We start from the raw sequence: 26,791 nt of genomic DNA, 5'->3' as shown, positions 1-26,791 counted from the left end.
CGAAGATAAATATGAAACTTTATTTGCATGACCTTGTCTAATTATTCAGATGGGGGGGTACTTCGTTGAAACGATTGTCTCTATTATTGATGGCTGTGGTATTCACTTTGTTTTTCGTTGGTGGATGTTCCTCTAAAAATCTTCAAAAAGTAGATGTTTACGAAATGGAAAGCTTTTCGGATATCAAAAAAGATTCATTGACCTCGTTTACAGACTCAAACGTTGTTAGTGATTTTGTAAAGGCGTTCAACAACGCTAAAAAAGAACCAGGTATAGTTGATATGGCTGAACCCAAGTATAAAGTGGAAATTGGAAGTGAAACATATTTCCTTTGGATAAGTGAGAAGCATGGAACAATAATGAATGTGAAAAACACTCATAAAATATATAGTTTATCCAAAAGTTCAGCAAAAACAATTAATGAGTTATTAAACTAACGGGCTGCTGTAGTTGAACAATCGGCTGCCTTTACAGAGGAGTTTTTTTATTGAGTAATGGAGTTGAATACTTCCTAACTGTGGCGTTATGTTAACCTGGTGTGTATGGAAGATAGAGGCTCTACAACGATTGAATTGATGTTTTTACGGATTGTTCTCATATGGCTAATTCTTTTCCTTCACCAACTAATGGGTAGGAATATTGCGATAAGTATATTGGCTTTTTGTGGTAAACTTTTACAAGGGGGAGATATTTATGGAAGATTTGCTTTTATTTTTGTTTATCTTAGTCATAATATCGCTTAATATTGTTGCCTTTAGATTGTTTAAAAAAGGAAGATTAAATCTTATTATATCAGGCATCATTATGATGATACTTGCTCCAGTTCTTGGTTTTTCAAGTGGTGCATTATTTCTTCACTTTTATGATTGGAATTCAGGGGGAACTGGAGAGGGGGCTGGTTATGGTGGAGCATTTTTAGGACTAATAACATTAGCTAATGGAATACTCATTCTGGTTATTGGAATTATTAGGTGGATTATAACAATTTGGAGAAAAAAGTGATGTTTCTTTAGTCAGATAACGGGTGCGAATCGGCTGCCTTTACAATGCAGCTTTATTTATTGAGTAATGGGGTTAAATATTCCGTGAACTGGCGTTATGTTAACCTGGTGTGTATGGACTATACAAGCTCGTTCAGTGATCGAATTGCTTGTTTAACTAACTGGCAAGTTAGTTAAACAAGCAGGTGTTATTAAAAGACTGGCGAAGTAGTGTAACCGTCAAGTAGACATAATAAAACGATATAAACTTGGAAAGTAGGCATGATTTTGCTATTACATACTGAAGTTTTTGGAGTAGGGGAACCAATTGTATTTCTTCATACTGGTTTACAAACTAGTTTAACTGATTTTGAATATCAGAGAGAATATTTTAAACACAACTTTAAAGTTATTCTTCCCGATTTAAGAGGACACGGTAAGTCAATTGAAAATGATTTATCGAATTTCTTTGAGGATTCTGCAATAGATATAGAAGAAACACTAAATAAATTAGATGTGAAATCTACTCATCTAGTTGGGTGTTCATTAGGTGCTTTAGTTGGATTATGCTTCGCTAAAAAATTCCCTCATAAAGTTAAGAGTTTAACTATTTCTGGAGTATTATCTGAAAAACCAGAAAACTGGATCGAAATGCACAAAAAAGATGTAGAATCTCAAGCTCAATTATTAAAAAATGAAGATGTAGTTAATTACTTTGATAATTTACATAGGTCTGATTGGAAACAATTCTTATATATGGGACAAGATGAACATTGGTATCCATTTCACGAGACAAAAGACTTGGATGGTATTAATTCACCGGTTTTATATATGGTTGGTGAAGGAAATAAAGTTGAAACCAAGGGGGCTATCTTGTACCCGTTATTAAAGGAGGACGTTCACGTGTCTATCATTCCCTTTGCCTCGCACCTAGTGCATTCTGAACAGCCAGAAATATATACAAAAGTATTAGATGCTTTTATAAAAAAGGTTGTGAAAGAATAGTTTTTCTTATTCAACTCCTATGAAAATTAAAAAACGCTCAAAATCTATAAAACTGTATAACAAAAAAAGCTCAGAAATAGTTTTTTTAAAAAAAGACTGAGCCTTGAGAAGGATAATATTGAATGGATAGGTAAATCAAGAACCAACTCCATTCTTCATAGAATAAAGGCAGGCTGGTGCAATAACCAGAGTAGGATTAATCTCCCATGAGTGCAACTCGTATAGAGTGCGACAGTCTGTGATGCAACGTGGTCGTTGGAGTCAGACTAACGGATGGGCTCAATGGCACCATAGTTCATCGACCTTCTTCGCCAGCCGTAGTATCCAATACCCGTTCTGCATATATTTTTATCCTCTGCGCTACATGTATGGCTAACGGGGCAAGTTAGTTTAAAAAAGTACCAAATGGCTGGGGGTTCTCAAGGGTGAACAAATTAGGAAAAGTGCTTCAATGGTTTGGTTTTATTCTTATTGCTTTAGGACCGTTTTTTGCCTTAGAAGATACGTATGCAAATCACCTTCCTATACTTATGATAAGTGGTTCAACTCTTGCTCTGTTAGGGAGTCTGCTGAGTAAGCCAAGAAAGGTAGAGATTTTGGCAATTTGTTTAGGCATCTTGTCTTTAATAGCTTATTTTTATTTAGATCAAAGTTTGATATACAAAATTTTAATTATAACAAGTCTTGTGTTAGTTGTAGTACATGGAATTTTGGATAAGAAAAATTATCATTCAAAATGAATAAGCGGGGAACAGTTTAGTTCAATAACTATATTCATAAAGAGTTGATGAAATAGACTATATAAAAGAGATAATTGGTAATGTGAATTGAATGATAAAGGGGGTTCAAATAGTTGAGAGTAGGTTACAGTATTTTAAAAGAAATCAACGAGAAAATATTTACGCCATGTGCATCTGATTATGGGTTAACTCAAAGAGAGTTTGAGAATTTTGTCCTTTTCCTCGAACACAAAGGATTTGTAGAAAGAGTACTGAGAGTGGATGATAGTTTTTCTTTATGTCCTGCTCGTTTAACTAAAAAGGGTATAAAATTATTAGAAGATAACAATCAATATATCGAAACATACCCAAAAAGAAGGGATTTGAATGTATGGATACAAGTAGATAAAGAACTTTATTCAAATGGTGCTGAGGCAGAATAAAATAATACCTGTTCTTCAACTAACGAGGTGCTTGTGCGGCCGAGCCTAGGTCGTATCATATAGCGGGTGGGATTCCCGTCGAGAAAGAACTAGCCATTCACTCGTAGCGAGTCTTGGAGGGCTACTGGTAACAGTAGCCTTTAAGCGTAGACAGTTAGGTGGCGGGCCGAAAGCCAAATGGTTGAAGGGATTGAGCTCCATAATGTTAGTAAATCGAGAGGGCTGATGCCTTAAGCACAGCAGAAAGCTACATTTTATCCATCGTTAAAGGCAAGAAGGATAAAACCTCTCTGGATTCAGAGACCTTGGCACGTCACACATTGATATGATACGGCAACTCGGGAGACCCTACCGGTCTTTTCTTCATATAGAAGAGTATGGTGTACAAGCGATAATAAGCAAGGAAACCAAATGCCGTTGTAGGGAGTCGGATAGTAGCGTAGTACCAATGAAGTTGGGTAATGCCGATGGAGGAAAGGCTGCTACCAAGTTATCACCCTTATTAGGGACACATTTACTACTGGTATGTCAACACTAAATCATACGATATTATTAAGGGCTGATTTTTTATAAGCAACCGGACTTAGGTAGCCTAATGTACTGTGCGTACGGATATTATTGTACCAATTGACATAATCGAAAAGTTCAAGGGACAGCTGGTTAAGGGTTTGATAGTGGGTTCCGTTGATCAATTCTGTTTTTAAAATCTTAAATGTTGCCTCTGCCACCGCATTATCATAAGGATTCCCTTTATGGCTAAGTGATCTTTTAATGTTGTATCCACTTAATAATTCATCGATCCCAACGTTTTTAAATTCAGAACCGCGATCTGTATGAAATAAGTTCACGTTTCCCAATGGGTATTTAACAGAATCGAAGGCACGCTGAACTAAAGCAGCGTCTTTTTGTGCTCCGACGCTCCACCCGACTATTTCACGATTGTATAAATCGATTAAGAAGCAAACGTAACTCCAACGGTATCCTACTTTTACGTATGTTAAGTCGCTTACTAACACAGACATCTCTTTGTCCACTTCAAATTCTCGATTTAATACGTTTAGAACGGATTCTTCATTTGGTCTGGTTGCCATTGGTTTATAGGAAGGTTTGGCGTATTTTGATTGAAGTCCAAGTTCGCTCATCAATCTTCCAATTCGGCGTCTCGAGATCGTAAGGCCTTCTGTCTCTTTATCTAGTTCTATTTTTAGTTTCCGAGTACCATAAACGTGTCGGTTTTCATTGAAAACCTTAGCGATCTTTTCTTTTAATACGCGTTCTTCTTCCTGCTTTACTTGTTCTTTTTGAGCGGATACTTCATTGTCATAATAGAAGGTGCTACGCGCAATTTTCAGGACTTTACACATTGCTGATACCGAATAGGTGTGACGGTTTTGTTGAATCACATCTATTTTCGTCCCATGATCAGCGCTGCTTGCTTTAAAATATCTACTTCCATTTCCAGTTGCTTATTTCTCTTGCGTAAGGCAATCAACTCCTGCTCTTCTGGAGATTGATTATCTTTCTCTTTGAATGAACCAGACTGCCTGAATTGTGTAATCCACCTATCAAGAGCAGATGCGGTTAATTCATATTCTTTGACAATATCTTGTCGGCTTTTCCCGTTTTCATATAGGGCTACCACTTGTTTTTTGAAATCTGTAGAAAACGTTCTTCTTTTTACGGACATAGTAGATCTCCTCACTTCTTGTGTATTATTCTACTAGCCCTTAATTAGATTGTCCAACTAAGTGTAACCTATCCACTACACACAGAGGTAGGGATAATAAATGGAAACAAAACTACTAAGGATAGCAGAATTAGCAAAATCTGAGCGAAAGAGATCAGCTATATTTTGTGAATGGTGACTAGGAGGATCCGTGTGCGTAAATAGCGCAAGCACGGTTCTGTGAGGGGGGAGGAACACAATCTACCGTAAGATAGAGAGGTTCCCTTCTACTCGACTACCGGAATAGGGAAATTCCTAGTGGCAAATGGACCATTTTGTTGAATTGTTGTGGTAGTTTTTTGAGTAGATAATTTATTATTGGGAGGAATATCAGTGAAGCAAATACTTAAACTTTCGTCTTTTTTACTGTTGGCAATTTTAATCGTGAGTGGGTGTAATACGAAAAACGGGGAAGAAGATATATTCAAATTTAAGGATTCGTATGTTGGAGATAACAGTGCAATAGGAAATATTGTGAATCAATTACAGGGTACAGAGCATTTTAAAGGATTTGAACTTAAAACAAACGAGAAGCCGTATGGCATTATATTGAATTATGATTGGTCGGAGTCGGAACAAAACTATAAAAAAACAGCTATTTATAACGCTACTTTTTTATTTGCATTAGTTCAGAATGTAGACTGGATAACATTTAATTTTGGTAACCAAGAATACAAAATAACAAAAGAAAATCTGCAAAATTGGTATGGAGAAGATTTTAGCGGGTTGCAAAGTGAAGATGAACTAAAAACATTCATACAAAAACATTTGGATGATGAAGATAAAGTAAACCAGTTATTCCGTTAACGCGCAGGATTGTTGAATAAGCTTCACTTTTCTTCTTCAACTCCAATGAAAATTAAAAAACGCTCAAAATCTATAAAACAGCATAACAAAAAAAGCTCAGAAAAAGGTTTTTAAAAAAAGACTGAGCCTTGAGAAGGATAATGTTGAATTGAAAGTAAGTCAAAAATCAGCTCCATTCTTCAGAGAATATAGGCGAGGCTGGTGCAGTAACCAGAGTAGGATTAATCTCCCATAAGTGCAACTCGTATAGAGTGCGACAGTCTGTGATGCACCGTGGTCGTTGGAGTCAGACTAACGGATGGGCTCTATGGCACCATAGTTCATCGATCTTCTTCGCCAGCCGTAGTATCCAATACCCGTTCTGTACACATTTTCATCCTCTGTGGTGTAGCGCTGATTTTGCGCTACATGTATGGCTAACGGGGTGTTTTAGTGGAGCAAAAGTAATGCTTTACTTATTGAACCAAAAATGGAGGTTTTGACATGGTTAGAAGAAGGGGAATTTATAAAGTACATATCCATCAAAAGAAATTAATATGTATACTGTGCGGACATGATTCATTTTCACATCGGGAAGTGTATTTGACGCTAAGTGATGGTGGTAAAATATTAACAGATGGAGCGGTAGAACAGGTTACGCTTCAAAAGCTATACTGTACAAATTGCGGAGATATTCGCATGTTTCAGGAGCAATCTGATTCACATATCTCATATGAGGAAGTGCAGTCATGTACCCAGTAGATTATTTAAGCCCGAAAAAAAGTCGACTCAAGCTACTGGATTATAAGGTAACGTGCGTCCTTTGTGAGCGTGATGTGTTTATTCCACATGAGGTATATATCGACGTGGAACAGCCTGGTATTCAAGTGTTTTACCCACATTATATTGCGATTTGCCAAAATTGTGGGGAAGTGAAACAGTTCGGGAATTCAAATGACTTTGACACCCAAACGAAACAATGGATTTGGATACTGCATCAAGAAATTTTATAAACCTTCTGAAAAATCGGAAAATTAAGAATGGTGGTATTGAAGATTGTAAAGAATTGTACTCCCATGAAAATTAAAAAACGCTCAAAATCTATAAAACTGCATAACAAAAAAAGCTCAGAAATAGTTTTTTTAAAAAAAGACTGAGCCTTGAGAAGGATAATATTGAATGGATAGGTAAATCAAGAACCAACTCCATTCTTCATAGAATAAAGGCAGGCTGGTGCAATAACCAGAGTAGGATTAATCTCCCATGAGTGCAACTCGTATAGAGTGCGACAGTCTGTGAAGCACCGTGGTCGTTGGAGTCAGACTAACGGATGGGCTCAATGGCACCATAGTTCATCGACCTTCTTCGCCAGCCGTAGTATCCAATACCCGTTCTGCATATATTTTCATCCTCTGTGGTGTAGCGCTGATTTTGCGCTACATGTGTGGCTAACGGGGCAGTTTAGTGGAAGAAGAGGGTTATTAGAAGCGTGTTGAATATAGTTAATATATGGTGATAATTCAATTCAACATTTTCTTGGGGGGAGAGTTAATTTGAAGAAAACAATGACTTTATTATTTACAATAATGCTTTTAACAGCTTGTTCAGATACTAAGCACAATGATTATAAATTTAGTGGAGAAAGTGAACATTGGGAAGCTGAATACGCCTATAAAGGAACAGAAAAATGGGGAGGAAAAAAGGGAAAAGAAACTTATTCGAACGAAGATATCTCCGAGTTTAGACTAAAATATAAGGGTTCTTTAGAAGAGTTGTCTTCATTACAAAAACTCCACTACTCTTATGAAGCTAATAGTCGTAGAGAGGATAGCAATCAAGAGTTCACGGAACCCCCATCAACTGTAACATTTTTGTCTTCAAGTCGTTCGAACGGGGCAATGGTAAGGGAAGACACAGTTATAAAAGTAACTGTAATATGGGATGGCTTTAAAGAGTCATTTGAACTACATAATAATAGTAAGTAACTTTGTTGAACTCCCATGAAAATTAGTAGACAAGCAGAATCCGAAATTCCCGAATTTTCAAGCTATGAATTGGCTCGGGAATATTTTAAAAACAGGTATGGAAATCATTTTGTGATGATGAATTCTGAAATGATTGGTGACGAAAAAGTTTATTTTTATAGTTTGATCTTGGACAGAAAAGTTTTTGAAGATGGACAAAAGCAAATGGCGAAAGATGGTTTCATGGTTGACGCATTAAATTTCATGAATAGTTATCAGCAGTGGAAATTTTTGAAGATGGTCGGATTCACATAATTCATTAAAAAAGAAGTGGCTGCGGCTACTCCTTTTTTGTCTTTTCTTGATTAAAGGGGCAGGTTAGTTGAAGAGTGTTGTAAGTAAACCTGTTTAGCGATTGAATCCTTTATTTTGCAGTTAATAATTAATTTTACCTGTATAAATTGCTCGCCAAGCATGTGAAAGCTCTTGAACTTCCCCAGTAAATTTTGGTGTGCCACTATACCATTTACCATCAATATACTCTGAGTAATATACTTCTGCTAGGACATCAGCTTCTGAAGCATAGTCTTTAGTAATAGTTTTAGATATTGCGGTCCAAGGCAATCCGTCAGTGGTAGAATTTGTTGAAAATAAAAAACCTGCAAAAACTAAACCTACTAAAATCAATAATATACTTAATTTCTTTTTCATTTATATCACCTTTCCTAACAGTATTTCACCTGATTATACCTTGATATCGAGAATATTCAATAAATTTAGATTGATTATATGGGTTCTTAGACGAAGAAAGCCTCAAGTGAAATTAAAAGTTTGGGGAGAATTTGAACTAAAGGGTGCATTAGTTCAACGGGAGGAGATCGTCTATTGACGGTCTTTTTTATTTGGCCAGTGGGAAAAATAAACGGGAAGTGTCTGACTGGAGCGAAGCGAAAGGAATTTAAGGAGTTGATACGAGCCACTGATTTTTCACCCTCTTGGCATTGACAAAACTTTGTTTTGTCCTGCCGACCGGCGAGGGAGCCCCCTCAAAAGCGAGGGGGTTGGGGGGAAGTTTTTCCCTCGTGGGTTTGGGAAAAACCCATGGTTTTTTCACTTGATCTTGATCCGAGTGTCTTTTCGATGTGTTTTACGGTGAATGTATTGACTGTATCCGTCATGACTCTACCCCTACGATGTGCATTATGTACATTGTAGCGAAGTATGATCATCATAGGCAATAAACCATCATGACGGCTAATGTGTAGCTGTTATGATGGTAAGCTATATGTGGCGTTACAGTACCAAGATAATATAACAGAAAAGATTGAATTTTGATTACGTTGAAGACGGTGATCTTGTTCAATTAACGGGCAGGTTAATTCAAGAAGTGTACTTGAAAAAATTACCACCTCCTGTTAAAGTTGTAATAATTAAAACTTTGAATTAGATATAAAATTGAGGAGGATATAAAATGAAGCGAATGTCCTTTGAACGTTCAACGAACCATTATGATGAACATCTTTTCCCTATTGATGAACAAATTTGTGCTTTATTAAAACAACGTAAGGATCTCTCAAACAATAATCCAGGTATTCCATCTGATGATGCTATCTCTAACTGGGCTATAAAGTACGATCTTTATGAAGATTATTTAAGTTCATTATTCGGGTCACTGAGAATAGAAGAATTCTTTAAACCCCGTGTTGAACCGACTGGATTTAGAAAGCACTTACCTGTTTTAAAATCAGTTGAAATAGATGAACGTTTATATTCGATCACCTTTATTCGGCAGTTTGAGAATGCTAGCGTTGTAAATCTTAATGTCGATTGGGATGGTACAAATGATTCGCCACATCTACATGATCACAATAATTTTGAATTGTTTTTAGGAGAACAATACGATTGTCGACAGGAAGGTGGAGGAGGTTCGACAGGGTATTTCAAGTACAACTACATTGTTTCTCCACCGTTACCCGACGATTTTTCAGGATTGGACTTAGTTATTAGAGAATATAGCGACCACTTTAGGGAGAAGCCAACAGGTCTTGAGTTTGTAATGCATTTGTAATAAATTTAACTCCCATGAAAATTAAAAAACGCTAAAAAACTATAAAAGAGCATAACAAAAAAGACTCAGAAATGGTTTTTTTAAAAAAGGCTGAGCCTTCAAAATGATTATATTAAGTTGAAAGTTAATCAAGAACCAACTCCATTCTTCATAGAATTAAGGCAGGCTGGTGCAGTAACCAGAGTAGGAATCTCCCATAAGTGCTTCCCGTAAGGGAGCGACATTCTGTGATGCACCGTGGTCGTTGGAGTCAGACTAACGGATGGGCTCTATGGCACCATAGTTGATGGACCTTCCTCTCCCAGCCGTACTATCCAATACCTGTTCTGCACACATTTTCATCCTCTGTGGTGTAGCGCTGATTTTGCGCTACATGTATGGCTAACGGGGCAGGTTAGTGAAAGAAGAGTTTTATGAATATAAACAAAAAAATCCTTTTCTACATGTTAGAAAAGGACACATAAAGTTTTGTAGACCATTAATAAAGAAAATTACTCGTAGTTAGCTTTGTAGTTTCCTTCTTCAAATATTTCCTCCGGACTTTTGGAAGTCCATTCTTCGACTGTCATATTGGGATGCAGATTTAAGTAAGATCTAAACATTTTGTATCCTTCACTATAGCCATAAGCACTAGGGAGACCATTAGAGCCACCCATCTTCATTTCATGAATCTCCCGGGCAGCAACACTCTCAAGATATGGTTCAATCTTGCTCCAGTATTCTTTGTTAAATCTTTCGTCAATATAATAAGTACTGTTCAATTGGGGATACACTAAGGTTTCAAACATCATGGCCTTCCCTTCCATTATTAAATGGTCTAATCCTGTTAGAAAATAATTTTCAGTATAATGTTTTCTGATCCAAACACTATGATGATATTCATGGGACATACCTGGTTTATAAGAATTATCAAACTTACTGTAAAAGACTATAATTTTCCCTGATCCGATTGTCATCATGTCAGAAGGAAATCTTTCATTTTCAGGAAATATACATACTGTTGTTTTCTTATCTGATGAAAGTATGCCTGAGGATTTAACAAGTGATTCCTCAAATACCTCATTTAAATGATCTTTATTCATTGATCCAATTTGATTCTCAATACTATCAAAATCACTTTCTTTTGGAGTCCATTCAAGTGCATTGACAGGAAGTTCTGCATCTTCAAAACATGCTTCATATATAGTTTTTATAATTTCCTGTTGATATAATTTATAGGGTGATTCATCTGGATTATCTTTAACAGTTGCAAAATAATTTTCATATAGCAAGTAAGCATGAATTATATTAAATTCTTGCCCTGTATTGGGGTTTTTAAAAGAATAAGATATATTTTGTTGTTCATTTTCCAGAATTGTATTTTCGTAGGATTGTTCAGTTTGCTCACAGGCTGATAAAATAAAAATTAATAGAAGTATACAAAATGAAACTAAAGCTTTATTGGCGATATTCATAAATTTCATCTCCCTTTACTACATTGACTTATTCCTTTACGTTCCACTTTATCCAAAAGTTTCATTAATTAAATTAATGAATATTCATAGCATTAAACAAAACATACTTTTAAGATAATTAGGTTGGCTTGGAATAATTGGAGAGAAGATTCTTGAAGAGGGAGACTACTTTCCAATTACAAATAAAATCGTTGTGAATTAATGTACTTCAACTAACGGGTGCGCGCGACAAGTTCTGTTATAAACGTTAACAGCGTGAAAGACAGGAGATTCTCTGATTTAAAATCTTAACTTTACAATGGAGGGTGGGAATGAAGGAACCAAGTTTCCTAAAACCATCCCGTTAATACTCCTGCATGCGTTATGACTGACAGGTTATAAGGTATGAAGCCAGGTGAAGTCGGCAGAACACAGCTAAAGCCATTCCTACGGAATAGGTATGCTTACGGATATGCCGGACGGCTGAAAAACTAGATATGGTGAGAATAGTTCTTCTATTAAAGGAACTGACGAACTTCCGAAGGTAAGGGTCTAAAGTTAGAACATGAGGAAACTTGTGTACCATCCAGCGATGGGGTGAACGGTGTAGAGTAAAAATGCACCCTCTGAAATACACTATACCGAACTATGGCGGTATCCAGTTCACAGGCTTAAAGGAAGCACCTACGTTTAGAATGGATAGCTACATTGTAAGGAACTTTGGATAGGTTACACTTAATTGTCCAACTAAGTGTAACCTATCCACTATCCATTGACTTTTTATGTACTATTAAATACGGAATTCATTAGAGAAATACCTTATAATCTATCTCTTTTTATAGGGATTTCTCTTGCAGCACTATCACCTGTGTGGCTTCATGGTCAATCGGATTACAGAGGATATAGAAGAAAAGATACGCCTTCAACAATTCAAAAAGAATTAGGGGTACAGTCAGGATTATGCGGATTTACAACGTTATATCTTGCTGATACTCAACATAAAGTCAATAAAAATTCGGATTAGATCCAAATAATCCTTTATATTTTGAAACTATATTCGAGATTTTTCGTCTATACGCTGTATTGAGAGAATAGGGTTTAGGAGGATGATAAAATGAAGAAGTTTTTTGCAGCAGTCACTGCGTTTTTACTGGCGTGCAGTTTTTCGTTGTCAGAGGCCGCTGCCGGTAAGCAAATGTTTTCTGATGTGCCATCGTCAAAGCATTTTGCGGAAGCGGTAAATGAATTGGCGGCGCGCAATATCATTGGGGGGTATCCGGACGGCACGTTTAAGCCGGGAAATTCGATTACGCGGGGACAGGCTGCGGCAATTATTGCGAAGATGATTGATCTGGATACGTCGGATGTAAAAGGACAGAAATTCAAAGATGTACCGGCCTCTCATGGATTTTATAAAGCAATTGTGAAGATGGCGGAAGAAGGAATTATTAGCGGTTATCCGGACGGTCGTTTCAAACCGAATGAGCCGATTAAGCGTAAAAATATGGCTGCGATTCTTGTGAAAGCATTTGATTTACCTCGTGATGCGGATGTGAAAAATCCGTTCAAAGGAGAAATCGGCATTACGAATGACGTACTTATTATTTACAAGCTCGGCATTACAGGAGGTACGTCTCCTACCACATTCAGTCCGAACGAGTCGATTACGAGAGGGCAGGCCGCAAAAATGCTTGCGGTGACGGAGCAGGTGATGATGAAAAATGCTGTGACGATAGAAGCGGGCGAATTAGGATGGGATACAATCGAATCAATTAATGCGGGAGAAGTGAATCCAGGTATATTCCGAGCAGTGAAAGTCAAAGGGAAAAAAGACGGAATGCAAGACCAAGTACAATTATTCCCGGTGAAAGAAGGGAAAGGCGGAATGGTCATCGGGGGAAGAGCAAGAGAACATGACTGGAAGGATCAAAAATATTATGTTCATGTAAAAAAAGAGGGCAGCGAACTGCGTTTGACATTAGAAAAGACGAATGAATCACTGCCGACAGCGGTATGGATCAATACGAAATATAAAACGGTACAAAATATAGCCCTTGCCAAGGCGGACGGAGAAAAAATCTCTGATAATGTAAAAATAGAAAAAACAGAATACAATTTTACACATATTATAATTGAAAATCCGGGTGAGTATATCGCAACGGTACGCTTTGCGAATGGAGAAGAGGTGCAGTACAGCGTGACAGCATTTGAAATGACCGACAGCTTGTTCTACGGGACGACATCGGTAGAACAAGGGCCGGCTGATATGTAGTATTGATAAATGTCCAAATTAATCCCCCAACTACATTTATACTTGATAATCCCACTGTAAAATACCGGATACAACAACTAATTGTATGGTGAATATTGGATTAACTCAGTAAGGGCAACTCGTAGTTGGAATTTGGAGAGAGAGGATATTGCATTATCCAACACATACAATATGGCAACCTGATTCGTCAAATGCGCGTGAGTTGCGCGTTTGGCGAATTTTTTCATACTTCTTCATGTTTTTATAGTAATTTATTTAAATTACAAATTTGATACTTGTAATAACAAATATTCCTGCGAGTGGTGCAGGTGAATTTGTAACATATTGTGTTGTTCGTAATCCCGATTTAGTTTTGGAGTATATTGAAATGGAGAAAAAAGGACTTTCTAAAAGAGACATTGGTTATGAGTTTTTAAAAGGATTAGAAGGAGTCAACTAGATAGGATTGGAGTGGAACTACGAAATACTCGACATTTTCAACTGAAATTATTATTCAACAAACGGGTGCTTTAGTGAAAGAAGAATTAATTAATTTTAAAGACTGAGACCATGTTTTAGTTATTCCATTAGAGGGCGCTTTCGGAGTAACGATTAAAGCCCAATTTCTCATTTTAATGCTGAGAAATTGAGCTTTTTTTATATTTACTTATAGTGCAAGATAACGCTTAAAACAGATGCAAAATAACTCCTAAAGTGACAGACAAGGGTTTAGGTACTATCAATAGTCCCGACCTCATCGAATGGATTTTTTATAATCAAGGGAGTGCCATAACTTTTAGGTTCTGACACTCTAAATTGATCGTACAAGAGAATGGGTTCCTAGGGTGTCATTTATTAGGATCATAAATATAGAAGCCGTTGAATTGGCAAGAGTGTATATTGTTTAATGCGAGCATCCTAGAAAGGATGCTCTTTTGAATTACCTGGATTGATTTTTAAAATCATGCCACAGATTATAAATCTGCTTTTATCGTATAAATTGTATTCCTCGAAATGCCAACTTCACGATGTATATCTACGATGTTCTTATTTTCAGAAAGTAGTTGGACGACCCGTTCATAAATAACTTTATCTTTTCCGGTAGCAGCTGTATGATATTTTTTCTTCCCCCCGATACATCCCTTGTTGCTTAGCGATCGCAATTCCTTCTTGTTGTGCAGTGCGGATTCGTTGGCGATCATCATCCACCATACATGAGAGTGTAGCGTAAAGACGATATCTGAAAACGGAAAAAGACAGAGTTAGAAGATTATTAACTTCAATTACCCATGTTCAAAATAGTCTCTTAAGAGAAAGAATACTTCAGGAGTTATAGGTAGAGAAGGAACTTACCAAAGGTTTTTTTCTTTTCTTATAGTAACAGATAAAAGTAATAATAATTTCAAATAAATTATTCGAGAATGAATGAGTACCCTATAAAAATTACATACCTAGCATTCTTCCTTGTTTATTTCACTCCGAGTGAGTTGTTCGAAAGCCTTGTATTTCCTCGTCATTTCCCGCTTAAAATCGGTCTCTTTTGCGGTGGTCGCCTTCAGCGTACTTCATAAATGATAAAGAATCTCCTCATTTTCATTATCGATACTTGCCTTTGTCGGTTAAGCTTAGCAAATCGTGGATATTAAAATCATGTAAGCAAAATAACAACAAGAATCATTTTGCCTTGGAAAATTTATATATATTTTTTGAAAAGTTGTAACGGAATTTGCGGTCAAGGTATTAATACTAAGAACAGTGAGAGTGAGGGCCGTCATGAATAAGCTTGAAGATGAATATGAAGAGATCCAACCGAAAATATATGCGTTTTTTTATGCCAAGACAGGAAATCGGGCGACCTCTCAGGATCTCTGTCACGATACCTTTTATGAAGCGTGTAAAAATATTGCATCTTTTAATGGCCATTCCACCTTGTCGACGTGGATGTTCTCAATTGCCAACAACTTATTAAAAAAGTATTACCGCAAAAATAAATATCAACAGAGCTTAATGGAAAAGCTCGCAATAATTCCGGAAGCTGAAATACAGTCAATAGAAGAGTTAACGGAAGTCAATGAAGATACAAAAATGCTGTTGCACCATATCTCGAAAATGGAGGATGCTGCGAGGGAAATTGTATTACTGCGCATATACGGCGAGCTGAGTTTTGCAGAAATCGGCGTGTTGATCGGTAAATCGGAAAACTACGCACGCGTAACTTTTCACCGGTTGAAATTAAGAATTCAAAAAGCGATGGAGGTGACTTTATGAATAAAGAATGTGCCATTGTACAAGATTTATTGCCTTTATATGAAGAAGAGTTATTGCAGGAGGAAACCAAACGATTTGTTGAAGAGCATCTGCAAAGCTGCCCAAAATGCCGCCATATCGCAGAACAGTCACAAATTCCGCTGCCTGTACAAGTAAAGCCGGGGAGTTCTTCTAAAAAAATGATCCGGAAAATAACCGTGCGTTTGACAACGATACAGATTTTCTTTGTGGCCATTGCCTTTATATTAGCAATGAGCACCACCATTATGAATGACAACAAGACCTTTATCCTGACCTATGCCATTTTAGGGACCGTCACCTACCTGTTTTATCGTTCGGTTCTCGTTGCTGTATTGCTCGCTGGTGTACCGAACTTCATTTGGAATTGTCTGCTATATATGACAGATTGGTTCGGCGAAGTTTATGCTGAAAGTTTTTCTGAAGCTCTTCAATTATCGTTGTTTTCCTTAATTGTCCACCTGTTGTTTACATTTATCGGAATCGTCATCGGCTTTTGCATTCTTAAAATAATGGAGGAAAATTAATCATGAAAAAGAAAATAATATACAGTGTAATTGCAATTTTATTAATTGCCGCCGTCGTGTTCGCTTACATACAAATGAGCGGAAATCCAATTGAGAAAAACAGGGCAAAAGAGAGCCTGGAAGCGTTTTTAGAACAAACTTATCCGGACATGGACTATGAGATCAAGCGGTCGGCAGAGTATGGATGGATCGATGGCACTTTTCGTTTTAAAGTAGTGGAAAAGGAACCGATAGCAGTTGAAACCACCTATATGTTCGATGTCTCCGCTTTCGAACCGTACGAAATTCTTGGCGATACAATCCACGTATCCAAAATCGACAAAGCGGCCTCAAAAGAATTAAATGCAGAGGCGGAGCAATATATTCTAGCGCTTCTACAGAATAGAGTTCCAGAAATCAATGGAGTGTCCACAGATGTAGAAGTATACAGCAACGAAGTCGCGGAATGGACGCCCCAGCTGAAAACACCAAAGCCCATGCTCATTATGACGGAAATTGAAAAAGGCGACTTGACCAAAGAGCAAATGCTGCAGAAGAGCAAGGCGATCCAACAGCAGCTGAACGGCGAATCCATTGATTATTATATGGCTGAAGTCGGATACCACAGCATTGTAGACGGGGAAGAAATTTATGATTATGTGAGTTTTACGCCAAAAAAAGAACTGACGATAGATGATGTGAATTAAAAATGAAGATACTTTTTACAGTTTTATTTTGAATAGTTGAGAAAGAAAGATTTTCCGCTTCGGAGCAAAACCAATAAAAAAGAGCCTTTGAGGATCTTGAATAAAAATAAACCAGCAAGGTTGTATGCTACATGACCTTGGTAGACATACCACACGATATTTCCCACTTATCTATGAAACTCTTCTCGTTTCCATTCGTATATGTTTCATTAAGAAAAAATAGAAAAGAGGGAATATTAATGAAGTCCATTACGAAAAAACGTACAAAAGCGATTCTGATTGACCTTGCAATTTCAAAGGCTGTAACAGCATGTGTTGAGTATTTCTTGCGGAAAAAGGTGAAAAATGAAGCTTTTCATGCTCTAGTGACACCAACTCTCGTCGTCTTGTGGTCATTGGAATATGCACAGCTGCGTAAATATGGTCAGACAATCGGTTATAAAACAATGGGACTAACCCTAGAAAATCAAGATGGCTCAGAACTAACATCTAATCAAATCATTAAACGGTTGGCTTATCGAGATACTTTGAGTACGCTTGATTACTTAAAAAATCGGCAAGCGTTTGAAGTACAAGATGGGGCAATTCTTCCTCATGACCAGGTTTCGGGTACGGTTGTTAGAGAGGTTTAACATGAAGTAAAAGGATGGTTTACAAGAGCAGGGCACCTAAGGAATTTCAATTCACATCGAAATCCCGATTGTTAAACTAAAGCACCCATTAGTTTAAGTTGGATTATTCAGAACACTTTATGTTCATACCCAATTATTAATGTTACGATAAATTATGGAAATATATTTAGGAGGATTATCATGAGAAAAGTATTATCTATTTTGTTGACATTCGTATTATTGCTTTCACTAGCTCCGCAGACGAAGGCTAACAATGTTGGTTTTAAAGACGTGCCTAAAAGCCATCCGAATTACACAGAAATTATGTATCTACTGGAAAAGGGGGTTATTGAGCCTGCTGAAAAGTTTGGGGTTAATCAAAAAGTCACACGAGAAGAAGTTGCAATAACGGTTGCTAAGGCAATTGGACTTGATGGAAAGAAAACCAAAACGAAGTTTAAAGACGTACCGGAGAGTAGGCATTCTTCGGGTTATATTAATTCAGCAGTCAGGGCTGGAATTATTAATGGATATCCAGACGGTACATTTAAACCGACACAACAAGTAACAAGAGGTCATATGGCAGCCTTTATAGCAAATGCCTTTAAATTGACCAATCAAGCAGATATAAAATTTAAAGATGCTCCTAAAGGATCAACTTCATATGTTGCTGTCAGGAAGTTAGCAGGAGCCAATATAACCTCGGGCTATCCGGATGGTACATTTAAACCGAATGAGGGTCTATCTAGAGCACATATATCTGCATTTCTTGCGAGAGCGATGAATCCGGCTTTTCGCCGTGCTTCAGAGTCGTACTATGGTGAGTGGATTATTAATCAAGTTCAAGCTTATGGAGTAGGTACTTATAGTAGTGAGGATGCAGAAAGTTTATTAGGGAAAAGTTTAACTTTTACAGCTAATAAAGCAAGTTGTTTTGGAGATAAACCTTCAGATATAGTAAAGGTGGCTACCAATCCAATTTACACCGAAACGATTATTCCAGCAAGTGATTTCGTAGAAAAACATCGTATCCCTTTTGATCTTTTAGGTCTCAAAGCACCTATTACAGAAATTAATGTTTCAGATTCAAAAGGCCATGTTTCTACATTCTTCATAAAAGATGAAAATACATTAATTATATCCGGTGGTGGCACATATTTTGAGCTTATTAGAAAAGTCTCAAAGAATTAAGTAGGTAATGTTGTAGATTCTAAGAACAAAACAATTACAATAGATTAGGTAGAACTGTTTTTCTCAACAGATGAAAAGAGACTCAATGAGATAGGCATGAAAAGTGAAGATTTAACAACATGTTTTTATATTTATAACGAAGATGAAATTGTGAAATTCTAGCTTATGATGATGCTATGCCTATGACACACTGCGAAGCAGTCGGAATCATGGGAATTTGGAATGAAGAGTTATGTGCAGAGTGTATGTGGCAACACAAGAGTTGTTGGTGGGTTTAATTAAAAATAGCTCGGTTCCTATTTTGAACTGAACCCCAAATGGTAGACACTTTAAAAAAGTGACACCATTTGGGTTTTTTTCTGTCTAAAAGCTTAGGTATACTGAAGATAAATATCCTGACAGGAGTGTTTTCAATGAGTAAAATACTTTTTAATGAACACCAGCGTAGATTATTAGAAGCGAATCCTAATGTGAACTCAGTTTCAGATCGCTCTATCCAATATAAACCTGAATTTAAAGTATTAGCTGTCAAAGAGAATCAGAGCGGAAAAGGAAGTCCTGGTCGTCCATCAACTGAAGGATTATCTCCTGAGAAAAAACTTGAAAAAGCTGAAGCACGTATTAAATATCTTGAAGCCGAGGTCGAATTGTTAAAAAAGCTCGAGGAACTAGAGAGGTAGGTGAAAAAATAATACTAACATCAGCGGAAAAATATCAGGTGATTAATGAAGTGATTCGTAAATTTCAATTAAAGAGGTGCACAGCTCACCTATGTAAAGTCGCAAAAGTACATAGAAGTGGCTACTATGCATGGCTCGAAAAAACTGAGGTCCATGCTATACGTGAGGAAAATGATTATCAAGACTACCTTTTACTTAAATGTGTTTATGATGCGTGGTTTCCAAAATGGCGTATGCCCATGAGTTTATAGAGGATTTCAAGGATAAGTATAATACACAAGTAGGGGATAGGGGAATAAAACTTTCCGGTGGACAACGTCAAAGGATTGGTATAGCACGCGTTTTACTTAGGGATCCAGAAATTTTATTACTAGATGAAGCTACTTCGAATCTTGATACAAAGTCAGAAGCTGTTGTTCAATACGCATTAAATAATTTGATGGAAAGTAGGGCAACACTAATAATTGCACATCGACTATCAACAATTCTTAATTCAGATAAAATCATAGTTATTGAAAATGGACAAGTTACTGGCTCAGGTACACACGTAGAGTTAATTGAAAAACATCCTCTGTATAAGGAACTTGCAGCTCAACAACAGTTAATACCTGAGTTATCCAAAATTTAATTTCCAAATTCGTAGTTTAACTTTTTGGAGTCACATCACTTTAGCAGGTGGTCGTTTAAAGAGGTTTCTAAAAAAATTGGAAAGAAAAAAACAATTTTTTCTATTATTATCGATAAAGTGAGTCAGACTCCCCGCAAATGACTATAAAGCTGAATGAAATATGGATTGTATTTTTGTTTTTTGACAACATCATTTTTGAGGGGCTTCCTATTGAACTGTGGCACTTTTTTGAAATTCACTACCTAGTGAACATAATGAACTTTTGGCTATAAAAGTATTGACAATACGATATGCTACGAGAGAGGGGCAATATGATGAAAAGGTTTATGTTAATCGCTGTGGTTTTCCTCATCTTAACTGGATGTAAACAAAATGTAGTTGTCGAAAATCAAAACATGGAAGATGTATACTTTACGCAAGAAAAATACTTTCCAACAAACGAGTGGAGGAAATCCACTCCTGAAGCTCAAGGAATGGACACGGAAAAGTTGATGGTTTTTTTTAATGAGGTCAATGAAAAAGCAACTGGAACTAATAGTGTAATCCTTACTAGAAATGGTTATATTGTTGCTGAAAAATATAGTGAGGGATACACACCTGAAATAAAGCAGCGAATCTATTCAGCTACTAAAAGTATAACCTCAGCTCTCATCGGCATTGCAGTAGATCAGGGGATCCTCAAATTGGAAGAGCGTGTCGTGGATATCTTCTCGGAGAAAGATATTCAGAACCTAGACAGTGATAAAAATCAAATTACTGTTAAGGATTTGTTGTCCATGCGATCTGGACTTGAGTATGATAATAGTAATGATAGTGGTAGCGATGATGTAATGATTTGGGAAGTGAAAGATCCAGTGTCATTTCTTTTAAATAAACCAATGAGAGTTTCACCTGATACTCAATACCATTATAGTTCTGGAGATTCTTTTTTATTGACAGCAATCCTTCAGAAAAAGTCAGGCATGAAAACAGTAGAGTTCGCAGATACATATCTTTTTGAACCGCTTAACATACAAAATAGAGAATTTGTAGAGAGAGATAATATCGCAGTAGGTGGCAATGGGCTAATAATGACACCACGTGACATGGCGAAAATAGGTTTTTTATATTTAAATGAAGGTAAATGGGATGGGGAAACACTTATATCCGAGCAATGGATTGAAGAATCAACCAAAAAGTCATCAGAAGATCGATTTATTTATTTTAGAGGAAGTCATTATGGTTATCAGTGGGTTATTGATGAAATAGAGGGTCATTATGTTTACTCTGCTCAGGGGGGATACGGACAATATATATATGTTATCCCTGATTTAGAGATTGTTGCAGTATTTACATCGGGATATGATGCACCTGAAACTAACAATAAATTAAAAGACAGTGTAAAGTTCATTGTGAATGCGGCTGTATCAGAAGAGGCTCTTGCATCAAATAATGAAAAATACAATTCACTTGAGTCGATAAAGTTGGAAAATAGAGTGAAGGATGAGAGAGAGAAACAATCTATGCCCCCTAAGGACATAAAAAAAATTGATGAGCAAAGCTATGTCTTCGATTCCAATGAATTAGGGTGGAAAGAGCTACGTCTATCATTTAAAGGTAAAAATGAAGCTGCGTTAAAAGTATGGCTACATGATGGCATTGAGGAGGATTTATCAATTGCTTTAGGTGATACCCCTTTAATTAGCCAAACTACCTTTGGGGTAATTTCGGTAAGTAGACAGTGGAAAGATGAAAATACACTCATCTTATATATAGATCATCTGGAATATTTGTATAATTACTCCATTGAAATTCGTTTTGAGGATAATTACGAGTTAATTGAGGTGAAGGAAATATGGGAGGATGTTGAATACAACAGTTTTGAAGGAAAAAAGAAATAATTAGGTATAAGTGTGTGCTGCGAAATTATAATACACACAATTGCGGTGGTTATGTGAAGGTTCACAGTTTATAGTTGCTGAAATATCTAGGTTGCTTTGGATAGCGATAACATCAGCTGAAGTCATGAGTAGCAATCGGTTTTCCATCAGTGATAGGTCGAATTGATAGTCATAGAGTGGATGTGCCTTCAAATAGCTATGGATCTCCTCACAAAGCGACTCTGCTCCTGGCTTATCACGCCGATTAATCACATCTTGGAAATGTTCGCGAAACTGTATAAATTGTTCAGGAGACGAGTGTGCAGTTACACTTTCTAACGATATATTCAACCTTTGCAGTAACTGTTGCAGAACCGCATCACTTGGCATTGTCACTCCATGTTCGATTTTACTCAAGTGAGAAATAGAACAAATATTATTTGCCAGATTCTCTTGCTTCATGTTTTGCTTCAGCCATTCCGTTCGAATGAGTTGTCCAATGTCCAATTTTTTATCCAATTCAGGATGAATGGCAAGAACTTGTGGGTGGCCTATACCAAAATCAAGACTTAGTGATTTGTACGAATACGGGAACCATGCAAGATCCGCGAAATGTAATCCGAGCCATGAAGCGCATTGTAAAAGAGGCTAAAGTGACAGCGATCCGCTTTCATGATATGCGGCACACGCATGCTTCCATCTTGATAGCGGAAGGAGTCGACGTTGTTAAAATAGCGGCTCGACTTGGACATACAAATCCCAAAATTACGTTAGAATTTTATGCCCATCTATTACCTAAATCACATAGTGACGTTGCAGATATTTTCCACAATGCGATTCGAAAACATACGGATGACCTGCAATAAAAGCTGCGGACAAATGGCGGACATTAGGTAAAAATCCGTAGAAAAAAAGACCTCCAAGCACAAGGCCTGAACGTCTTTTTTATGGAAAAACCTTTGTTCCTAAAGGTTTTCTTCGGGTTTGGCACCCAATGGTCCCGACTGGGCTCGAACCAGCGACCCCTACCTTGTCGAGGTAGTGCTCTCCCAGCTGAGCTACGGAACCGGGAATTAAATTGTGTTTCTGCTTACTGCACATTTATTATTATAGCGGGTCTGTAATAGAAGTCAACACCTTTAGGAAAAGTTTTTTAAAAAAGAGTATAATAGACACTAGAATGCTGTAAAAAAAGGGGGTGTTTCTTATCGACGTTCAATTTTCATTGCCTTATGTCTATGATTTCGATCGGGCAATTATTCGGTTGGCAGGGGACCCGGTGAATTCTGTGGATTTGCAAAGCCGCATAGTGCGCATCCCTATGGAAGAGGGAAATAATATCACGTTGCAAAGTACAGGCACGAAACAACTACCTGCATTTATAGTGGGAAATGCAATTGATGATAGTCAAATTGAAACGGTTAAATCAATCTTTCATTTTGATAAACCGTTGGATGCAATCGGGTTACATTTTGCGGGAACAGATCTTGGGCCGCTATTTCTTGAGTGTGAAGGAACCCCGCTTGTTAAAAGTTTTTCATTATATGGAACACTAATGAAAAGCATCATTCACCAGCAACTCAATTTGTCGTTCTCACATACGTTGACGCAACGTTTTGTAGAATCATTTGGGGAGATGGTCGATGACGTCTGGCGTTATCCATCCCCTGAGCGTATTGCGTCGCTTGACGTCTCAGTACTTCGAGACCTGCAGTTTAGCACGCGTAAGGCTGAATATGTCATTGGCTTGTCGCAATCGATTGCAGAGGGGACGCTTGACCTTGAGCAGTTCAGGAAAATGGATGACGATGAAGTAACTTCAAAACTTGTTGCTTACCGTGGTGTAGGACCTTGGACTGCACAAGGTTTCCTAATGTCTGGGCTCGGACGTCCAAATTTATTCCCACTGGCGGATATTGGTTTGCAAAACGCATTGAAGCAGGTGTGGAAGATGGATCGTAAGCCCACGCAAGATGAAATGCTTGCCCGTTTTCCAGAGTGGTCACCGTACCTAAGTTATGCAGCACATTATCTGTGGCACAGTATTGAGTGACGTATATGGGAAACTAAACAACGCTTGCCTAGAACTGCACAACATTAGCCTAAAACTAAACAACATACACTCAAAAGATCTACTCACCATTCACACACATAAAAAACAGCTTTCCCATTTTAATTTCATGGAAAAGCTGTTTTTATGGTCCGTTGGAAATTGGTATCGTTGACAAGTTAGTTACAATAATTATCAGTGTGTAGGCACCTGTAGTTGCTTCTCTTCATCAAAATAAAGGAAATTTTCTTCTTCAAGTTCTACAAGACGTTCTTTATTAATCCCCAATGAAAGGTTTCCTTCAAAGATCGTTTCCCACCAAGTATCAGTTGTTGTCATGTCCATTTCCTCCTTTAAATTCTTTGTTATTTGAACATTCTATTCCCTTCAATGCTATAATACAAAACGTCAAAGGGTGAAAAGGAATCGTTAGACCTATCCTTTTTCCTTTCATACAATTATTCGTGAAAAGGGGTTATTTCTATGAAGAAAACTACATTTGCCCTCGTTGGTACAGGTATTGTTGGCGAGCGAATCATCAATCAATTACGCAATAACGAATCTGCAACAATTATTGCCTTGTTTGATGAAAATGATGAACGACTTTCTGAAATGGCGGATACATACGGATTATTTGCGGCATCCTCTTATGAGGAGGTTTTGGCGATGAAACCTGACTGGATCTATATTGGAACTCCACCCATATCGCATGCTGCACTGAGTACGGCAGCGATTTCAAAAGGCTTGAATGTGCTTTGTGAAAAACCACTTGCACACGATGTGACAGATGGATTAGTTATGGCTTCGGCTGCAGAGAACAGTAAAATTCAAACGGCAATGCATTTTCCGCTCATGTATAGTTCGTCCGTTCGTCATATGATGAAACTAGTTAATGAAGGTGAAATTGGTCAAATCATTCGAATTGAACTACAAACTTATTTCCCGCATTGGCCACGTTTATGGCAACAAAATCCGTGGATCGCTTCGCGAAAACAAGGCGGCTTTACACGAGAAGTATTCCCGCATTACCTTCAACTTATGTACAGGATGTTTGGTCAACTTGCGATTACTTCCCACCAAACCGTTTATCCTGAAGATGAAACGCTTGCGGAAACGAGTGTCCTTACAATCGGAAAAACCGCGGATGACATTCCGGTCTTCTTGAATGGTGTTTCGGGAATCGGTCAACAAGAAGAACTGTCCTATACAGTATATGGAGATGAAGGTGTTCTGAAACTGCGCAATTGGTCGGAACTTAGCATGGCACAAAAAGACAGTCCTTTTGAGATATTGACTTCCTTCGATACAGTGAAAACGCTTACGGATGAGTGCATTGCGGCAGCTAACGGTGAAACTGCGCTACTTGTGTCATTTGATGAAGGACTTGAAATACAAAAATTGATTGATCACCTTTTGACCTGATAAAGGAATAAAGTGCTAACTTTTGCATCCCGCAACAATTCTAACTATGATTGAAGGTATAAAGGGATGGAGGGAATAAGTTGAACTTTACTGCACAAGACGTGGAATCGATGATTGCTTCCCAACACGCATATTATTTTTCAGGCCAAACAAGAAGTTTTGCATTCCGTAAAGAAATGCTTTTGACATTGAAAGACGCAATTGTTGCGAATGAAGCTGAAATTACGGAAGCGTTACATAAAGATCTGCGTAAAAGTCCTTTCGAGTCTTATGTGACGGAAATCGGTTTCGTCCTTTCAAGCATTTCTTACATGATTAAGCATCTTGAAGGCTGGATGGAGGATGAGACGGTGAAGACACCTGTTCATCTAAAACCTGCGAAAAGTTTCATTGTTCGTGAACCATACGGATCCGTATTAATCATTGGTCCGTTTAACTATCCGTTTCAACTTGTGATGGAACCGCTTGTTGGAGCGATTGCAGGTGGAAATTGCGCAATTGTCAAACCGTCCGAGGTAGCTGCCCACACGGCACATATTATTAAAAAAATAGTGAAAGAAACATTCTCGCCAGACTATATCCGAGTCGTAGAAGGGGAGCGTGAAGAAACTTCCGCACTCATCCACGCTTCCTTCGATTATATATTTTTCACAGGCAGTGTAGCAGTTGGGAAAGTTATTATGAAGGCGGCAGCTGAACGGCTGACACCAATTACGCTTGAACTAGGCGGGAAAAGTCCTGCTCTTGTAGACCAGTCTGCCAATATTAAAAAAGCAGCTGAACGCATTGTCTGGGGGAAATTTGTTAATACAGGACAGACATGTGTCGCGCCGGATTATATACTTGTTCATGATTCTGTCAAAGAGAAACTTGTCAAAGAAATGCTTACTGCAATCCGTAAATTTTACGGGAAAGATGTTTCAAAAAGTCCGGACTACGGTAGAATTATCAGTGACAAACATTTCAATCGTCTAATTGACATTATCAATAAAGACTGTGCACATGTGATAAGTGGTGGTGGTTCTGACCGCTCAGATTTATTCATTGAACCGACAGTGCTTGATACTATTTCATGGAATAGTGCTTCAATGGAAGAGGAGATATTCGGTCCAATCCTACCGGTTATGACGTATGAGAATCTCGGTGAAGCGATTCAAAGTATTCGTAAATTGCCAAAACCGCTCGCGGCGTATATGTTTACTGAAAACGGGCAAGCCGCGGATTATTTCATTGAAAACGTGCAGTTTGGCGGGGGATGTATTAACGATACAATTGCTCATGTTGGTAACGTTAATTTACCGTTTGGCGGAGTCGGTTCATCAGGTATGAGTGCATACCATGGAAAAGCAAGTTTCGATACGTTCACACATGCAAAATCCATGATGAAAAAAAGTACGTCCATTCCAATGACACTTGCATTTCCGCCATACGGCAATAAATTAAAAATAGTAAAACCGCTCATCCGTTAATGGGTGG

Annotated in this window: 28 protein-coding genes, 1 tRNA gene and 2 pseudogenes; 24 read left to right on the top strand and 7 right to left on the bottom strand. The window is 37.6% G+C overall.

Annotated features, from left to right (window positions below; genetic code table 11):
* Nucleotides 1–65 precede the first annotated feature (65 nt).
* From AZE41_RS16685 to AZE41_RS16665, 5 genes are all read left to right on the top strand, one after another.
* Entirely contained in the window at nt 66–437 is a 372-nt protein-coding gene (locus AZE41_RS16685) for a YhfM domain-containing protein (protein ID WP_067211779.1), read from the top strand.
* Between the two features lie 256 nt (nt 438–693).
* Nucleotides 694–1,002 carry an inner-membrane translocator gene (locus AZE41_RS16680; protein WP_067211776.1) on the top strand — a complete coding sequence of 103 codons (309 nt, stop codon included), beginning with the start codon at nt 694–696 and terminating at the stop codon, nt 1,000–1,002.
* Between the two features lie 266 nt (nt 1,003–1,268).
* Entirely contained in the window at nt 1,269–1,985 is a 717-nt protein-coding gene (locus AZE41_RS16675; protein ID WP_067214030.1) for an alpha/beta fold hydrolase, read from the top strand.
* Between the two features lie 425 nt (nt 1,986–2,410).
* Nucleotides 2,411–2,725 (top strand): hypothetical protein, encoded by a 315-nt coding sequence (locus AZE41_RS16670; protein ID WP_067211774.1) that lies wholly within the window; start codon nt 2,411–2,413, stop codon nt 2,723–2,725.
* A gap of 113 nt (nt 2,726–2,838) precedes the next feature.
* On the top strand, nt 2,839–3,147 hold the full coding sequence (locus tag AZE41_RS16665; protein WP_067211771.1) for a hypothetical protein: 309 nt from the start codon (nt 2,839–2,841) through the stop codon (nt 3,145–3,147).
* Nucleotides 3,148–3,686: 539 nt separating this feature from the next.
* On the opposite strand, the gene AZE41_RS16660 is transcribed toward AZE41_RS16665, so the two are convergent.
* A protein-coding gene (locus tag AZE41_RS16660) for an IS3 family transposase (protein ID WP_156476012.1) occupies nt 3,687–4,834 on the bottom strand; the annotation gives its coding sequence in 2 pieces (ribosomal slippage) (nt 3,687–4,588 and nt 4,588–4,834; 1,149 coding nt in all).
* A 372-nt stretch (nt 4,835–5,206) separates the two neighbouring features.
* Here AZE41_RS16660 and AZE41_RS16650 point away from each other — a divergent pair.
* The 5 genes from AZE41_RS16650 (at nt 5,207) to AZE41_RS23350 (ending at nt 7,938) form a co-directional block, all read left to right on the top strand.
* Nucleotides 5,207–5,680, top strand: a complete 474-nt coding sequence (locus tag AZE41_RS16650) for a DUF4825 domain-containing protein (RefSeq protein WP_067211768.1) — start codon at nt 5,207–5,209, stop codon at nt 5,678–5,680.
* Between the two features lie 483 nt (nt 5,681–6,163).
* Entirely contained in the window at nt 6,164–6,421 is a 258-nt protein-coding gene (locus AZE41_RS16645; protein WP_067211766.1) for a hypothetical protein, read from the top strand.
* Nucleotides 6,409–6,672, top strand: coding sequence for a hypothetical protein (locus tag AZE41_RS16640; RefSeq protein WP_067211764.1), 264 nt, complete (start codon nt 6,409–6,411; stop codon nt 6,670–6,672). Before AZE41_RS16645 ends, AZE41_RS16640 begins: the two co-directional genes overlap by 13 nt.
* A 540-nt stretch (nt 6,673–7,212) precedes the next feature.
* Nucleotides 7,213–7,644 (top strand): hypothetical protein, encoded by a 432-nt coding sequence (locus tag AZE41_RS16635; protein WP_231885699.1) that lies wholly within the window; start codon nt 7,213–7,215, stop codon nt 7,642–7,644.
* 114 nt (nt 7,645–7,758) lie between these two features.
* The gene (locus AZE41_RS23350) at nt 7,759–7,938 is read left to right on the top strand and encodes a hypothetical protein (protein ID WP_231885698.1); all 180 of its coding nucleotides are present in this window, start codon (nt 7,759–7,761) and stop codon (nt 7,936–7,938) included.
* 120 nt (nt 7,939–8,058) lie between these two features.
* Here AZE41_RS23350 and AZE41_RS16625 read toward each other — a convergent pair whose 3' ends face one another.
* Nucleotides 8,059–8,334: a hypothetical protein gene (locus AZE41_RS16625; protein ID WP_067211761.1), complete on the bottom strand. Its 276-nt coding sequence runs from the start codon at nt 8,332–8,334 to the stop codon at nt 8,059–8,061.
* A 760-nt stretch (nt 8,335–9,094) separates the two neighbouring features.
* Between AZE41_RS16625 and AZE41_RS16620 the strand changes: the two genes are divergently transcribed.
* Nucleotides 9,095–9,691, top strand: coding sequence for a hypothetical protein (locus AZE41_RS16620; RefSeq protein WP_067211758.1), 597 nt, complete (start codon nt 9,095–9,097; stop codon nt 9,689–9,691).
* A gap of 491 nt (nt 9,692–10,182) precedes the next feature.
* Here AZE41_RS16620 and AZE41_RS16615 read toward each other — a convergent pair whose 3' ends face one another.
* A complete protein-coding gene (locus AZE41_RS16615; RefSeq protein ID WP_067211756.1) occupies nt 10,183–11,145 on the bottom strand; it encodes a DUF2268 domain-containing putative Zn-dependent protease in 963 nt (320 codons plus the stop codon).
* A gap of 1,093 nt (nt 11,146–12,238) precedes the next feature.
* On the opposite strand from AZE41_RS16615, the gene AZE41_RS16610 reads away from it, so the two are divergent.
* Nucleotides 12,239–13,396 carry an S-layer homology domain-containing protein gene (locus tag AZE41_RS16610; protein ID WP_067211753.1) on the top strand — a complete coding sequence of 386 codons (1,158 nt, stop codon included), beginning with the start codon at nt 12,239–12,241 and terminating at the stop codon, nt 13,394–13,396.
* Nucleotides 13,397–14,349: 953 nt separating this feature from the next.
* Here AZE41_RS16610 and AZE41_RS16605 read toward each other — a convergent pair.
* Nucleotides 14,350–14,580 (bottom strand): helix-turn-helix domain-containing protein, encoded by a 231-nt coding sequence (locus tag AZE41_RS16605; RefSeq protein ID WP_067211750.1) that lies wholly within the window; start codon nt 14,578–14,580, stop codon nt 14,350–14,352.
* A 568-nt stretch (nt 14,581–15,148) separates the two neighbouring features.
* Between AZE41_RS16605 and AZE41_RS16600 the strand changes: the two genes are divergently transcribed.
* The 8 genes and pseudogenes from AZE41_RS16600 (at nt 15,149) to AZE41_RS16565 (ending at nt 21,864) form a co-directional block, all read left to right on the top strand.
* Nucleotides 15,149–15,643 carry an RNA polymerase sigma factor gene (locus tag AZE41_RS16600; protein WP_067211747.1) on the top strand — a complete coding sequence of 165 codons (495 nt, stop codon included), beginning with the start codon at nt 15,149–15,151 and terminating at the stop codon, nt 15,641–15,643.
* The gene (locus AZE41_RS16595; RefSeq protein WP_067211744.1) at nt 15,640–16,188 is read left to right on the top strand and encodes a zf-HC2 domain-containing protein; all 549 of its coding nucleotides are present in this window, start codon (nt 15,640–15,642) and stop codon (nt 16,186–16,188) included. Before AZE41_RS16600 ends, AZE41_RS16595 begins: the two co-directional genes overlap by 4 nt.
* Before the next feature lie 2 nt (nt 16,189–16,190).
* Entirely contained in the window at nt 16,191–16,874 is a 684-nt protein-coding gene (locus tag AZE41_RS16590; RefSeq protein WP_067211742.1) for a YfjL-like protein, read from the top strand.
* A gap of 239 nt (nt 16,875–17,113) precedes the next feature.
* Nucleotides 17,114–17,506, top strand: a complete 393-nt coding sequence (locus tag AZE41_RS16585; protein WP_067211739.1) for an RDD family protein — start codon at nt 17,114–17,116, stop codon at nt 17,504–17,506.
* Nucleotides 17,507–17,686: 180 nt separating this feature from the next.
* Nucleotides 17,687–18,676, top strand: a complete 990-nt coding sequence (locus tag AZE41_RS16580) for an S-layer homology domain-containing protein (protein ID WP_067211732.1) — start codon at nt 17,687–17,689, stop codon at nt 18,674–18,676.
* A gap of 413 nt (nt 18,677–19,089) precedes the next feature.
* Nucleotides 19,090–19,571, top strand: a pseudogene (locus AZE41_RS23345) (IS3-like element ISBsp3 family transposase); the annotation flags it as partial.
* 5 nt (nt 19,572–19,576) lie between these two features.
* A pseudogene (locus AZE41_RS16570) lies at nt 19,577–19,984 on the top strand (ATP-binding cassette domain-containing protein); the annotation flags it as partial.
* Between the two features lie 311 nt (nt 19,985–20,295).
* A complete protein-coding gene (locus AZE41_RS16565; RefSeq protein ID WP_197485332.1) occupies nt 20,296–21,864 on the top strand; it encodes a serine hydrolase domain-containing protein in 1,569 nt (522 codons plus the stop codon).
* Here the strand turns inward: AZE41_RS16565 and AZE41_RS16560 are convergent, their stop codons facing one another.
* Nucleotides 21,865–22,350 (bottom strand): helix-turn-helix domain-containing protein, encoded by a 486-nt coding sequence (locus tag AZE41_RS16560; protein WP_067211720.1) that lies wholly within the window; start codon nt 22,348–22,350, stop codon nt 21,865–21,867.
* A 35-nt stretch (nt 22,351–22,385) separates the two neighbouring features.
* On the opposite strand from AZE41_RS16560, the gene AZE41_RS16555 reads away from it, so the two are divergent.
* A complete protein-coding gene (locus AZE41_RS16555) occupies nt 22,386–22,709 on the top strand; it encodes a tyrosine-type recombinase/integrase (RefSeq protein ID WP_067211718.1) in 324 nt (107 codons plus the stop codon).
* 129 nt (nt 22,710–22,838) lie between these two features.
* Here the strand turns inward: AZE41_RS16555 and AZE41_RS16550 are convergent.
* Nucleotides 22,839–22,911 (bottom strand) — tRNA-Val (locus AZE41_RS16550).
* A gap of 139 nt (nt 22,912–23,050) precedes the next feature.
* Here AZE41_RS16550 and AZE41_RS16545 point away from each other — a divergent pair.
* A complete protein-coding gene (locus AZE41_RS16545) occupies nt 23,051–23,896 on the top strand; it encodes a DNA-3-methyladenine glycosylase family protein (protein ID WP_067214028.1) in 846 nt (281 codons plus the stop codon).
* Nucleotides 23,897–24,088: 192 nt separating this feature from the next.
* On the opposite strand, the gene AZE41_RS23090 is transcribed toward AZE41_RS16545, so the two are convergent.
* Entirely contained in the window at nt 24,089–24,232 is a 144-nt protein-coding gene (locus AZE41_RS23090; protein ID WP_187045496.1) for a hypothetical protein, read from the bottom strand.
* 144 nt (nt 24,233–24,376) lie between these two features.
* Here AZE41_RS23090 and AZE41_RS16540 point away from each other — a divergent pair, with 144 nt between their 5' ends.
* Nucleotides 24,377–25,315, top strand: coding sequence for a Gfo/Idh/MocA family protein (locus tag AZE41_RS16540; RefSeq protein WP_067211716.1), 939 nt, complete (start codon nt 24,377–24,379; stop codon nt 25,313–25,315).
* Between the two features lie 80 nt (nt 25,316–25,395).
* On the top strand, nt 25,396–26,784 hold the full coding sequence (locus tag AZE41_RS16535) for an aldehyde dehydrogenase (protein WP_067211712.1): 1,389 nt from the start codon (nt 25,396–25,398) through the stop codon (nt 26,782–26,784).
* Nucleotides 26,785–26,791 lie beyond the last annotated feature (7 nt).

It is taken from the genome of Sporosarcina psychrophila (genome assembly GCF_001590685.1).
GTDB lineage: Bacteria > Bacillota > Bacilli > Bacillales_A > Planococcaceae > Sporosarcina > Sporosarcina psychrophila.
This window is presented reverse-complemented; position numbering and strand designations above follow the sequence as displayed.